The sequence below is a fragment of the Azospirillum baldaniorum genome (assembly GCF_003119195.2).
GTDB classification, from domain to species: Bacteria; Pseudomonadota; Alphaproteobacteria; order Azospirillales; family Azospirillaceae; genus Azospirillum; species Azospirillum baldaniorum.
Window position 1 is genome coordinate 666,112 of sequence record NZ_CP022255.1, and the last position, 12,639, is coordinate 678,750.

The window sequence follows — 12,639 nt, forward strand, 5'->3', positions numbered from 1 at the left end:
AATAATAATCATTCGCAAATGATTTTTCCAGACGCCGCGGCGCGTCCCGTGGCGGCGTAGACCACGCCCTCCTTCTCTGGCAGATCGAGCCGGACGAAGGCCGTGCCGAAGACACGCTCCAGCACCGGCACCGGCAGGCCGGTCATGGACCCGGTCCAGGCGACGCGCCCGCCGGCCAGCAGCAGCCCGTCGTCGGCGTAGCGCGCGGCCAGCGTCAGGTCGTGCAGGATCACCGCGCAGCCGCCGCCGGTCCGCTCCACCCAGTCGCGCGCCGCCCGCAGCAGATGGTGCTGATGGGCGGGGTCGAGGCTGGCCGTCGGCTCGTCCAGCAGCAGATAGGAGGGCCCCGCCACGTCGCGCCCGTGCCGCCCCGCCGCAAGCTGGGCGAGCGCGCGGGCGAAGGCGACGCGCTGGCGCTCGCCGCCGGAGAGCTGGGGCATCAGCCGGCCAGCCAGCCCGCCGGCCCCGGCGCGCATCAGGCAATCGGCGATCAGGGCGCGCCGGTCGCAGGGGCGGATCAGCCAGGGCTCGGTCGCCAGCTCCATCACCTCCTCCACCGAGAAGGCGAAGGCGACTTGCTGGTGCTGCGCCACCAGGGCGCGGCGGACGGCCAGCCGCGGCGCCGGGATGGCCGCCATCGCCACCCCGTCCAGCAGGGCGCGCCCGGCGGTCGGCCGCCGCTCCCCGGAGAGGAGGGAGAGCAACGTGGATTTGCCGGCCCCGTTGGGTCCCAGGATGGCGAGGACCCTACCCGGCCGCACCGCGGCGGTCACGCCGTCGAGCAGGCGGGCGCGGCCGATGGTCAGGCCGGCGTCGATCGCTTCGAGCATGGTCAGGCCCCTCCCAGTCCGCCGGAGCGGCGGCGCAGAAGCCACAGGAAGAAGGGACCGCCGACGGCGCCCAGCAGCAGGCCGGCCGGCACGTCGGCCGGGGCGGCGATGGTGCGGGCCACCGTGTCGGCCAGGACCAGCAGGACCGCCGCCGCCAGCGCCGTCGCCGGCATCAGCCGGCGGTGCACCGGCCCCAGAAGAATCCGCATGACGTGCGGCACGATCAGCCCGACGAAGCCGATCAGGCCGGACACCGCCACCGCCGCGCCGACGCCCAGCGCCACCAGAAGCACCGTGCGCACGGCGAAGCGGTGCGGGTCGAGGCCTTGGAGGAAGGCCTCCCGCTCGCCCATGGCGAACAGGTCGAGCCGCCGCGCCCCGGCCAGCAGCCCGGCGGTCGCCAGCCCCATCAGCACCATCGCCGGTCCGATCTGCGCCCAGCTCGAACCGCCGAAGCCGCCCATCATCCAGAAGGTCATCTGGCGCAACGCCAGATCGTCGCCGAGGTAGCTGAACAGCCCGATGCCGGCCCCGCCTATGGCGTTCACCGCGATGCCGGCCAGCAGCATGGTGGCGGGGGAATTGCGCCCGTCGCGGCGGGAGATCGCCAGGATCAGCACGGTGGCGGCCAGCGCGCCGAGGAAGGCGGCCAACGGCAGCACGGTGGCGAGCGACAGGCCGCTGCGCGCCAGCCCCAGCCCCGACACCCCAAGCACCATGGCGGCGGAGCCGGCCAGCGCCGCACCGCTCGACACGCCGACCAGCCCGGGGTCGGCCAGGGGGTTGCGGAACACGGCCTGGAGCGCCACCCCGGCCACGCCCAGCGTCACCCCGACCGCGGCGGCCAGGACGATGCGTGCCAGGCGCAGCATGGTCAGCACCATCCAGTCGCGTTCGGACAGGGGCGTTCCGGGCAGGCCGAGCAGGGCGGCGAGGTGGGACAGGCTGCGGTCGAGCGGGACGGACACGCCGCCCGTCGCGACGGCGGTCAGCACGGCCACCGCCAGCGCCGCGGCCAGCGCCGCCAGCACCGGGACGAGGGGCGGGCGCCGGAAGGACGGCGCCGCCCGGTCCCCTTTCCGGGAGGACGGCATGGACACGGTCAGGCTCATGGTTGTCCTTGGGGAGAGGCGTCCTGGACGCGGGTGAGTTCGGCGACCGCCTCGGCCGTGCGGGGGCCGAGGCCCATCAGCAGCGCGCCATCCACCACCGCCACCCGCCGGGCCTTGGCCGCCGGGGTCAGGGCGAGCTGCGGTGTCGCCAAAAACGGGTCGAGCCCGCCCGAGCGGTCGACCAGCGACCGGCTGACCAGCAGGATGTCGGGCGCTGCGGCCAGGACGGACTCCGACGACATCGGCACATAGTCGCGCTCCACCTCCAGGGCGTTGCGGGCGCCGGCCATGGCGATCAGCGCGGCGGGGACGGAGCGGCTGCCCGCCGCCATCAGACCGCCGGGCCCGCCGCCGACCACGCCGAGCACGACCGGCGCGCCGTCCTTCGTTCCGGCTTGGGCAGCGACGGCGGCCAGCGCGGCGAGGTCGCGATTCAGCGAGTCCGCCAAGCGCCGTCCCTCCGCCTCCCGGCCGAGCAGGCGGGCGACCCGCTCCACCTTGTCGAGCAATCCGGCCAGCGTCGGCGTTTCCGGCACCACCTCCACCGTGACGCCGAGCGCCCGCAGCTGGTCGAGCGTCGTCTCCGGGCCGGCGCCCTGGATCGCCAGGACGTGGGTCGGGGCCAGCGACATCACCCCTTCCGCCGAGAGGGCGCGCATGTAGCCGACGTCGGGCAGGCCGTTCACCGGCTGCGGATAATGGCTGCTGGTGTCGCGCCCGACGACCGAGCCGCCGTCGCCGAGCGCGTAGACCAGCTCGGTCACCGGCGGGCCAACGGTGACGATCCGCCGCTCCGCCGCCCCGGCCAGGGTGGCGGTGGTGAGCGCGAGGGTGGCGGCGATCGCCGCGGGGAGAAAGCGCACGTGCCTCATCGGCCGGTCCCCCCCGTCACAGGGACGCGGCGAGCGCCGGCAGCTCGGCGGCGAGCGCGCGCCACTCCGCCCGCTCCGGCTTGTCCTCGTCGCGCTGGCCGCACAGGATCGCCGCGTTGTCGCCCTGGTCGTCGTACAGCTCGACGGTGGTGATGCCGCCCTTGTCGGTCGGCTTGTGGACGACCCAGGCGCTGGACAGCCGCGCCTGGATAGCGCGCAGGGTGAAGCCGGTGTCGTCGATGCGCAGCAGCCCGTTGGCCGTCGTCGGGTGGTCCACCGTGCCGGTGTGGATCTGGATGCAGCCGGCGTTGCCGACGAAAATCATGATGTCCAGGCGGCGGTCGCGCGCCGCCTCCAGCAGCGGCAGGACGGCGGCGGCGGGCAGCTCCCGCGCGAAGCCCGGCCCGGCGAGGCGCAGCGCCTGCCGGCGCCCGACCCCGAAGGTCCTCAGCATGCCGAAGAACTCGTGCACGTCGGTCATCGCGCTCCAGGCGGCGCGCAGCCCCTCCACGTCGATCTCGGCGTCGGGCCGCTCGGCGGCGGGGGCGGGCGGCGGCTCAAGGGCCGGCGCGTCCTGGTCGGCGGCGCGGTGCAGGATCAGGAAGGCGTCCCAGGCGGCGGCGTTGGTCTCCGCGGTGCGGTGGATGGCGTGGATGGCGCGGCCGTGGCGGTCGAAGACGCGGATGGCCTCGGCCTCGCCGTCCGCTTCCGGCGTGTGGACGGTGATGGTCCAGTGGCGCGGGAAGACGCGCAGATCGACTTCGCGGTTCAGCACGATCAGGGCCGGGCCGTTGCCGTCGACGTTGCCGAAGCGCCCGGTCTTCTCATGGGTGATGCTGCGGTTGCCGGTGACGACCCGGACCGTCCCCAGGACGTCCAGCGTCCTCAGGGCGTCGGTCCAGTCCACCGCGAGCCGCGTCGGGCGGGCGGCGGCACCGTTTTCCCAGCCGGGGAGGGTGGACAGGATGGGATCGGCAATCGGCAGAACGGGCGGCAGGACGGGCGGCAGGACGGGCGGAAGAACGGGGGGCAGGCGGGTGTCGGGCATTGGGGGCTTCCCTTGACAAGATGCGGTGTGGTCGGCCCGTCCGGACAGGGCCAAATCTCCCGCAAATGATCATGAGAAGCATTATCAGTTACAAGGCGCCGATCATTAACCGGCATTAATCGCCCGGCGGGCCAGGGCAATCGCATTTGACCTTCATAGCCCTCTCCCCTCCGGGGAGAGGGTGGCCCGCAGGGCCGGTGAGGGGGTTGCGCGTGGCGGTGCGTCCGGCACAAGCGCAACCCCCTCACCCTAACCCTCTCCTCAGAGGGGAGAGGGGATTTGAATGCGATCACTTCGCCCGTCAGGCCACCTCTTCGACCGCCTCGTTGCGCTCCGGAAGGGCGGTCTCGCGCACCGTGGCGACCGGCGCGCGCGGGGTCTCGTCGACGCGCATGCTGAACAGGTCCGGCCGCGCGTAATGGCCCACCGGATCGAAATCGAGCTTGGCGCCGACCAGATCCTCGACGTCCACCTCGGCGGTCAGGATGCCCTCCGCGTCGACCAGCGGGCCGGCGAGGATCTCGCCGAGCGGCCCGACGATGACCGAGCGGCCGTGCATCATCCACTCGTCCGGCCCGGCGTCGATGCGGCTCGCGTAGTCCGCCGGGAAGTCCGAGCGGCGCATCACCTGGCAGGCGCCGATCACGAAGCAGCGCCCCTCCATGGCGACGTGGCGCATGGTGGCGATCCAGCTTTCGCGGTCGTCCGCCGTCGGCGCCGCCCAGAGCTGGACGCCCTTGGCGTAGTAGGCCGCGCGCATCAGCGGCATGTAATGCTCCCAGCAGATGGCGCCGCCGACACGGCCGAACGGCGTGTCCATGACGGTGAGGGTCGAGCCGTCGCCGAACCCCCAGACCAGCCGCTCCGACCCGGTCGGCATCACCTTGCGGTGCTTGCCCATCCGGCCGTCCGGCGACAGGTAGAGCACCGTGCAGTAGAGCGTCCCGCCGTCGCGCTCGATGACGCCGACGACCGCGTGGATGCCGTGCCGCGCGCAGGCGGCCGACAGCGTCTCGGTCTCCGGGCCCGGCACCGTGATCGCGCCGCGGACGTAGCGGGCGAAGTCGGCGCGCCCCTCCGCCGTGCGCCGGCCGATCGAGCAGCCGAAGTCGAGCCCCTTCGGGTAGCCGCCGATGAAGGCTTCGGGGAAGACGGCGAGCGACGCGCCGGTGGACGCCGCCTCGGCGATCAGGTCGACCGTGCGGGCGGTCGCCGCGGCGGCGTCGAACGGCACCGTCGCCGCCTGCACCGCGGCCACTTTAACCTTGGTCATGCTTGTCGTTCCTTGCAGTGTGTTTCGGTGGGTTGAGGCGCGGTGTCGGCCCAGACCGGCCGGACCAGATCGAAGACGTCGCGGGTGCGCAGATAGGCCGAGGGGCCGTGCATGCGGGCGACGAGGTCGAGCGCCTCATGGTCGATGCGGGGGCGTTCGGGGTTGCCGGTCAGGACGCGCGTCGCGACATGGGCGTGCAGCACCTCGCCCACGAACAGCCACTGTCCGGGGCCGCTTTCGAACTCGTGGATCAGACGGCATTCGAAGGCGACCGGCGATGCGGCGATGCGCGGCGGCCGGACCGCAACGCTCGGCAGGGTGGCGAGCCCGGCGAGCCGGGTCTCGTCCACCTCGGGCGGCGCCTCCACGCAGGTGAGGTTCATCGCCTCCGCCAGCGCGAAGGGGACGAGGTTGATCACGAACTCGCGGGTCTCCCGGATGTTGACCACCGTGTCCTTCGGCCGGTCCGGGCGTGCCAGCACGCCGAGACAGACCACCGGCCGGTCGGAGCCGAAGACGTTGAAGAAGGAATAGGGGGCCGCGTTCACCCGTCCCTCGGCCGAGCGGGTGACCGCCCAGGCGATCGGCCGTGGCAGGACCGCGGCGGTCAGAAGGCGGTAGCGGTCGGGTGCCGGCAACGTGGCGAAATCGAAATGGCGCGTTGGAGGGGCGGGGGCGTCGTCAAGTCGTAAGGTCATGAAGTCTCCTTTGGCGCGGCCCGGCACGGCCGCCGCCCCGTCCTGCACGATGCGTCGGGATCGCCGGCCGATCAGCCGACGATCTTGACCGTCTTCGGATCGAAGTTCTGGGCGGCGAAGGCGGCGTCCACCTTGCCGGCGATGGTCGTGTCGACGAACTTCGAAACGTCCGGCAGGCGCGGCAGCAGCTTCGCCTCGACGCCCCATTCGGCGAGCTGGTTCAGCTTTTTGATCTGCTCGTCGGAGAGCGCCGCCTTGATGTCGGTGGGCGCCTTGGCGTTCCAGGCGGGGTCGTAGCCCGACGCCTTTTCCAGCACGGCCTCCGGGATGTTCTTCGCCGGCTCCAGCGAGCGGAACCAGCCGTTGACGAGGTCGTGGTTCTGGCTGGCGAAGTACAGCGCCTGGGAGTTGGCGAGCAGGAAGCGCTCCGCCACCTCGGGCCGGTCCTTGAAGAAGCGGTTGTTCGCGGTCAGCACGATGACCGGGGTCAGATTCTCCGAAACGACCTGGGCGAAGCCCGCGTTCTCGAAGAAGCTCACGAACGGGTCGTAGGTGAAGAAGGCGTCGATCCGTTGCGCGCCCACCGCGTCGGCCAGCTCCGCCGGCCCGACATTGACGAAGGTCATGTCGCGGCCGGGGGTGAGGCCGGCCTTGATCATCGCCTCCTGGGCGTTCTGGAAGGCCGTGATGCCGAAGGTGCCGTAGACCTGCTTGCCCTTCAGCCCGGCGACGTCGGTGATCCCCGACTTCTTGGTCACCAGCACGGCCGAGCGGAAGCGCGCCTGCGAGGCGATGGTGGTGACCGGCGCACCGACGGCCATGGTGGTGACGGCGGCGAAGTCGGACAGCGTGCCGACGTCGGCCGCGTTCGACACGATCGCCTCGTTCACCGCCGGCGAGGCGTTGAGCTGGATCATGTTCATGCGCAGGCCGTTGCGGGCCGCGATGTCGGTGCGCATCAGCACATGGGCGATTTGGGCCGACACGGTGGTGGTGTTGAACCAGCCCATCTTGACGACGTCCGCGCCCTGCGCGCGGAGGATCGCCGGCTTGGCGAGGGTTGCGGCGGCGGCGATGCCGGCGGCGAGCTGGCCGAAACGACGGCGCGAGAGTGTCGAGGTCACGTTCATTCCCCTTTTTGCCATTCGGGTTTCAGGGTCTCCCACAGGTCGTTGACCGTGGAGACGAACCAGGGATCGGAGCGCATCTCGGCCGTGCGGGGCCGCGGCAGCGGCACGGTGACCTCCTCGCGCACCCGGCCGGGCCGCGGGCTCATCACCACCACGCGGTCGGCCAGGAACACCGCCTCGTCGATGCCGTGGGTGACGAAGATCACCGTCTTGCCGGCCTCGGACGAAATGCGGGCGATCTCCTCCTGCAGAAGCACGCGGGTCTGCGCGTCCAGCGCGCCGAACGGCTCGTCCATCAGCAGGATGTCGGGGTCCGGGGCGAGCGCGCGGGCGATGGCCGCCCGCTGCTTCATGCCGCCGGAGATCTGGTGCGGGTACTTCTCCTCGAAGCCGGTCAGCCGGACCATGTCGATCAGCGAGCGGGCGATCTCCGCGCGCTGCTTCTTCGCCATGCCCTTGGCCTTCAGGCCGAACTCCACGTTCTGCTGCACGGTCATCCAGCCGAACAGCGCGTAGTCCTGGAAGACGACCGTGCGCGACGGGTCCGGCTTGACGATGGGGCGCCCGTTCTGCAGGAGCGTCCCGCTCGACGCCGACTGGAAGCCGGCGACGATGCCGAGCAGGGTCGATTTCCCGCAGCCCGAGGGGCCGAGCAGCGAGATGAACTCGCCGCGGCGGATGCGCAGATCGACCCCGTCGAGCGCGACCACCATGTTGTCGGACGAGGTTCCGCCATAGACCTTGCCCAGATTCCGGATGTCGATCTGGATGTCGGCCGGCTGGGCCTGCGGCGTGCCGGAGGGCGGGGCGGGGGTCTTGAGTGCGGTGTTGGCGGCCATGTTCCTTCGCCTCCTGCTCAATTGCGCTCGGAAGGCGCCCAGGCGTTCACCCGACGCTCGATCCGCTCGAGGACGGCGGACATGGCGAAGCCGACGAGACCGATGGCCACCATGCCCGCAACGACGTTGTTGATCTGGAACAGCATGCGCGACTGCTGGATCAGGTAGCCGAGGCCGGTCTGCGCGGCGATCAGCTCGGCGGTCACCACGCACATCCAGCCCACGCCCAGCGCGATCCGCAGCCCCGGCAGGATGATCGGCAGGGAGGCGGGGATCAGCACGTCGGTGAACAGCTGCCAGGGCGTCGCGCCGAGGCAGAGCGCCGCGTTCATCTGGTTCCGGTCGAGGCCGCGCACCGCCGTGTAGGTGGCGACGAAGGCGGGGAAGACGGCGCCGAGGAAGACCAGGAAGTAGGACGCGGCGTCACCGAGCCCGAACCACAGAATGGTGATCGGGATCCAGGCGAGCGGCGGGATGGGGCGCAGCGCCTCGACCACCGGCCGCACGAAGTCCGCGACGCCGCGCCACCAGCCGCACATCAGCCCGAGCGCCATGCCGACGACGCAGGCGAGCGCGAAGCCGACGGCCACCCGCTGCAGGCTGGCGCCGAGATGGACCCACAGCGAGCCGTCGAGCGCCATGTCCCACAGCGCCCCTGCCACCGCGATCGGCGACGGCAGCAGGAAGGCATCGATGACGCCGAGCGAGGTCAGCGCCTGCCAGACGGCGAAGAAGGCCGTGAGGCCCATCGCCGCGCGGAAGGACCGGTCCGTCAGAATGCGGGGACTCACGGCGCGGCGCGGCGCCCTCTGCATGAAAGGCGGTGCCGCCGCATGGGCTTTCGTGTTCGCTTCCATCACCTTCCCTCGTTCCACCGTTCGGCGCCGTCTCGCGGGACGTCAGCGTCCTTGGACGACGACAAAACGATGACAGTGTCGGAAAAATCCGTCAATTCGAAAAATACAAATGAATGACGCTTGGCAGCCCAAAACTTGCCGTTTTAACGGGCATATGGCGGGATAAAAGCCCATTTTGTCGCCTTTCTGCCAAAGTGGTAATGTCGAATGTCGGCAATTTATCGGCAGAAACCGACGATGGACGGGTGGCGCGGAATCGGGCATGTTGCGACGCGATTCAAAAGGGAGCACGTGGGTGAATCTGGAGGAGAAGCTGTCCCGGATCGGCATATCGGGGACGCTCTACAAGCTCTATCTGACGACGATCCGCCTTGGCGGCGGCTCCGTCACGGAGGTGGCCGCAGGCGCCGGCATGGCCCGCACCACGGCGCACGACGCTCTCGCCAAGCTGGAGGCGGAGGGGCTCGTCCGCTTCGTCGATCACGGCAAGCGCCGCTTCGTGGTCGCCCAGGACCCGGGCATCCTGCTGGAGCGCAGCGAGGCCCGGCGGCAGATGCTCGAAGACGTGATGCCGGTCCTGCGGTCGATGTACCATCACGAGAACGGCCAGCCGAACGTCCGCTTCCACCCCGGCCCCGAAGGCATCCGCACCGTCCTGTGGGAGACGCTGAGCGGCGACGAGAAGGAACTGCGCGCCACCCTGTCCATGCGGGAGCTGATGGTCGAGCCGGGGCTGGAGGAGATGGAGCGCTATTTGAAGGAGCGGGCGCGGCGCGGCATCTGGCTGCGGGTGATCCGCTCGGAGGAGCGCGACATCGCGCCGATCTGGCCGTCGAGCCAGGAGGAGCGGCGCGAACTGCGCTACGCGCCCGCCACCTACAACCTCGCGATGACCTGCTTCATCCACGGCAGCAAGGTTTCGGTCATCTCGTCGGGCCGCGAGAGCTACGGCCTGATCCTCGACAGCGCCGATTTCGCGGCCTTCCAGGCGTCCATGTTCGACGCCATGTGGAGCCTGAGCACCCCGGCGCCGACCATTCCCTGAGCGCGCCGGCCGCGGGAAGCGCCGGGTTGGCCCGGCGCCCGCTTTTTCACACAACCCTCAAATCCGGGCCGCGGCCGTCCGCTTGACCGCCGTCAAGGATAGTCGCACCAAATCAGTCAACTTTCTCCGGCATGGCGCACGGCCAACGCCGCTCGAGGCCCCTCCGTTCCACGAAGGTCTGACTCGGGGGCCTGACCCAGGAGAAACGAACGCATGACGGAACGCTTCACCAAAGCGGCCGCCCGAAACATTTTTTACGGCGGGTCGCTCTTCTTCTTCGCCGCCTTCGTCTCGCTGACGGCGGCAAGCCACATCTACGTCGTCAACACCGGCACCGACAGCAAGGGGCTGACCGACAGCGTCGCCCGCGGCAAGCATGTGTGGGAGAAGAACTCCTGCATCAACTGCCACACGCTGCTGGGCGAGGGCGCCTATTTCGCGCCGGAACTGGGCAATGTCTGGATCCGCTACGGCGGCGACAAGGACCCGGAGGGCGCGCGCGCCGCGTTGGCCGGCTGGATGGCCGCCCAGCCCAGCGGCATCGAGGGCCGCCGCCAGATGCCGCAGTTCCACCTGACGGAGCAGGAGGTCAACGACCTCGCCGCATTCCTGGAGTGGACCAGCCGCATCAACACCCAGAACTGGCCGCCCAAGATTTCCGGCTGACGAAGGACGAAAGGCCATGAAATACGAATCCCAAAAGGTCGCGCTGCCCTACTTCTACGGCGCGCTGGCGCTGTTCGGCGTTCAGCTCCTGGTCGGCCTGCTGGCCGGCACGGTCTATGTGCTGCCCAACGTCCTGTCGGAACTGCTTCCCTTCAACATCCTGCGGATGATCCACACGAACGCACTGATCGTCTGGCTTCTGATGGGTTTCTTCGGTGCTGCCTACTACCTGATCCCCGAGGAGGCGGAGCGCGAGCTGCACAGCCCGAAGCTGGCCTACATCCAGTTCGGCCTGTTCATGTTCGGCGCGCTGGCCGCCGTCGTCGGCTACGTCTTTCGCATCCATGAGGGCCGGGAGTTCCTGGAACAGCCGACGTGGATCAAGGTCGCCATCGTCGTCGTCGCGCTGATGTTCCTCTACAACATCTCCATGACGGTGCTGAAGGGCCGGCGCACGGTCATCACCAACATCCTGGTGATGGGGCTGTGGGGCATCGCGCTGTTCTTCCTGTTCTCCTTCTACAACCCGACCAACCTCGCGCTGGACAAGATGTACTGGTGGTACGTCGTCCATCTCTGGGTCGAGGGTGTGTGGGAGCTGGTGATGGCCTCGATCCTCGCCTTCCTGATGATCAAGATGACCGGCGTCGACCGCGAGATCGTCGAGAAGTGGCTCTACGCCATTGTCGGCCTCGCCCTCTTCTCCGGCCTGCTGGGCACCGGGCACCATTACTACTGGATCGGCACGCCGGGCTACTGGCAGTGGATCGGCTCGCTGTTCTCGACGCTGGAGGTCGCCCCCTTCTTCTTCATGGTCGTCTTCGCGGTGAAGATGGTGCTGAAGGGCGGGCGCGATCACCCGAACAAGGCCGCCCTGCTGTGGTCGGTCGGCTGCGCGGTGACGGCCTTCTTCGGCGCCGGCGTCTGGGGCTTCCTGCACACGCTGTCCTGGGTCAACTACTACACCCACGGCACGCAGGTGACGGCGGCGCACGGGCATCTCGCCTTCTTCGGCGCCTATGTGATGATCAACCTCGCCATCTTCAGCTACGCCATGCCGCATCTGCGCGGCGTCGCGCCCTACCACCAGACCCTCAACAAGGCCAGCTTCTGGTTGATGACCGGCGGCATGACGGTGATGACCTTCGCCCTGACCTTCGCCGGGGTCGTGCAGGTCCACCTGCAGCGCGTGATGGGCATGGATTACATGACCGTCCAGGCGGAGATCGCCCCCTTCTACTGGGTGCGTCTGGCCGCCGGTGCGGCGGTGTTCATCGGCGCCGTCCTCTATCTCTACGCCCTGCTCGGGCCGGTGCCCGCGTCCCGCAAGACCACCGGGATCGGCGCCGCCGTGCAGCCCGCCGAGTGATCAGGACCTTCCCCTCCTCCGCGCGCCGGGGGAGGGGACCTCTCATTCCCGCCTTCCGCTCGCTTTCGAGGAGACACCCATGACCCGCAGCGCCCTGAAGGCCGTCGCGGACGACCTCGACATCCCCTACTACAAGGCCGTCGGCGACGAGTGCGAGCTGTTCGAGCACGCCTTCCGCCACCGCCTGCCGCTGCTGCTGAAGGGGCCGACGGGCTGCGGCAAGACGCGCTTCGTCTCGCACATGGCGGCCCGGCTGGGTCGTCCCCTCTACACCGTGTCCTGCCACGACGACCTGACCGCCGCCGACCTGACCGGGCGTTACCTGCTGAAGGGTGGCGACACGGTGTGGGCGGACGGCCCGCTGACCCGCGCCGTGCGCGAGGGCGCCGTCTGCTACCTCGACGAGGTGGTGGAGGCGCGCAAGGACGTGACCGTCGTGCTCCACCCGCTGACCGACGACCGCCGCCTGCTGCCGCTCGACCGCACTGGCGAACTGCTGGAGGCGCCCGACGACTTCATGCTGGTCGCCTCCTACAACCCCGGTTACCAGAACGTCCTGAAGACCCTGAAGCCCAGCACCCGCCAGCGTTTCCTCGCCATCGAATTCGACTTCCCGGCGCCGGAGGACGAGGCCGTCATCGTCGCCCGCGAGAGCGGCCTGCCGGAGGGGCGCGTCGCCCCGCTGGTCCGGCTGGCCGGGGCGCTGCGCGCCCTGAAGGGCCAGGACCTTGAGGAAGGCGTCTCCACCCGCCTGCTCGTCTACTGCGCCACGCTGATCCGCTCCGGCGTCAAGCCCGAGCGGGCGATCCGCACCGCGCTGATCGAGCCGCTGACCGACGACGCCGACGTGCGGCAGGCGCTGCTGCGCGTCGCCGACATCGCCTTGGGCTAAGGGAAATT

General features: G+C 69.9%; 13 protein-coding genes. 4 read left to right on the plus strand and 9 right to left on the minus strand.

What is annotated here, in order from left to right; translation table 11 throughout:
* Positions 1 to 8 precede the first annotated feature (8 nt).
* The 9 genes from Sp245p_RS25220 to Sp245p_RS25260 all read right to left on the minus strand — a co-directional run bounded on the left by Sp245p_RS25220 (position 9) and on the right by Sp245p_RS25260 (position 8,659).
* A complete protein-coding gene (locus Sp245p_RS25220; RefSeq protein ID WP_109139002.1) occupies positions 9 to 830 on the minus strand; it encodes an ATP-binding cassette domain-containing protein in 822 nt (273 codons plus the stop codon).
* A gap of 2 nt (positions 831 to 832) precedes the next feature.
* On the minus strand, positions 833 to 1,942 hold the full coding sequence (locus Sp245p_RS25225; RefSeq protein ID WP_014199541.1) for a FecCD family ABC transporter permease: 1,110 nt from the start codon (positions 1,940 to 1,942) through the stop codon (positions 833 to 835).
* Positions 1,939 to 2,814, minus strand: a complete 876-nt coding sequence (locus Sp245p_RS25230; protein WP_014199540.1) for a heme/hemin ABC transporter substrate-binding protein — start codon at positions 2,812 to 2,814, stop codon at positions 1,939 to 1,941. Before Sp245p_RS25230 ends, Sp245p_RS25225 begins: the two co-directional genes overlap by 4 nt.
* A 16-nt stretch (positions 2,815 to 2,830) precedes the next feature.
* Positions 2,831 to 3,862, minus strand: a complete 1,032-nt coding sequence (locus tag Sp245p_RS25235) for a ChuX/HutX family heme-like substrate-binding protein (RefSeq protein WP_014199539.1) — start codon at positions 3,860 to 3,862, stop codon at positions 2,831 to 2,833.
* Between the two features lie 301 nt (positions 3,863 to 4,163).
* Positions 4,164 to 5,135, minus strand: a complete 972-nt coding sequence (locus Sp245p_RS25240; protein WP_014199538.1) for a carbon-nitrogen hydrolase family protein — start codon at positions 5,133 to 5,135, stop codon at positions 4,164 to 4,166.
* On the minus strand, positions 5,132 to 5,833 hold the full coding sequence (locus Sp245p_RS25245) for a flavin reductase family protein (protein WP_014199537.1): 702 nt from the start codon (positions 5,831 to 5,833) through the stop codon (positions 5,132 to 5,134). Before Sp245p_RS25245 ends, Sp245p_RS25240 begins: the two co-directional genes overlap by 4 nt.
* A 71-nt stretch (positions 5,834 to 5,904) precedes the next feature.
* On the minus strand, positions 5,905 to 6,963 hold the full coding sequence (locus tag Sp245p_RS25250; protein ID WP_420867252.1) for an ABC transporter substrate-binding protein: 1,059 nt from the start codon (positions 6,961 to 6,963) through the stop codon (positions 5,905 to 5,907).
* Entirely contained in the window at positions 6,960 to 7,802 is an 843-nt protein-coding gene (locus Sp245p_RS25255) for an ABC transporter ATP-binding protein (RefSeq protein ID WP_014199535.1), read from the minus strand. The genes Sp245p_RS25250 and Sp245p_RS25255 overlap by 4 nt, the downstream gene beginning before the upstream one ends.
* Positions 7,803 to 7,819: 17 nt before the next feature.
* Positions 7,820 to 8,659 (minus strand): ABC transporter permease, encoded by an 840-nt coding sequence (locus tag Sp245p_RS25260; RefSeq protein WP_014199534.1) that lies wholly within the window; start codon positions 8,657 to 8,659, stop codon positions 7,820 to 7,822.
* Between the two features lie 295 nt (positions 8,660 to 8,954).
* Between Sp245p_RS25260 and Sp245p_RS25265 the strand changes: the two genes are divergently transcribed.
* The 4 genes from Sp245p_RS25265 to Sp245p_RS25280 all read left to right on the plus strand — a co-directional run bounded on the left by Sp245p_RS25265 (position 8,955) and on the right by Sp245p_RS25280 (position 12,631).
* Positions 8,955 to 9,704, plus strand: coding sequence for a TrmB family transcriptional regulator (locus tag Sp245p_RS25265; RefSeq protein ID WP_014199533.1), 750 nt, complete (start codon positions 8,955 to 8,957; stop codon positions 9,702 to 9,704).
* Between the two features lie 213 nt (positions 9,705 to 9,917).
* Positions 9,918 to 10,370 (plus strand): c-type cytochrome, encoded by a 453-nt coding sequence (locus Sp245p_RS25270; protein WP_014199532.1) that lies wholly within the window; start codon positions 9,918 to 9,920, stop codon positions 10,368 to 10,370.
* A gap of 16 nt (positions 10,371 to 10,386) precedes the next feature.
* A complete protein-coding gene (locus tag Sp245p_RS25275; RefSeq protein WP_014199531.1) occupies positions 10,387 to 11,739 on the plus strand; it encodes a cbb3-type cytochrome c oxidase subunit I in 1,353 nt (450 codons plus the stop codon).
* A 79-nt stretch (positions 11,740 to 11,818) separates the two neighbouring features.
* Positions 11,819 to 12,631 carry a CbbQ/NirQ/NorQ/GpvN family protein gene (locus Sp245p_RS25280; protein WP_014199530.1) on the plus strand — a complete coding sequence of 271 codons (813 nt, stop codon included), beginning with the start codon at positions 11,819 to 11,821 and terminating at the stop codon, positions 12,629 to 12,631.
* The last annotated feature ends 8 nt before the right edge of the window (positions 12,632 to 12,639 follow it).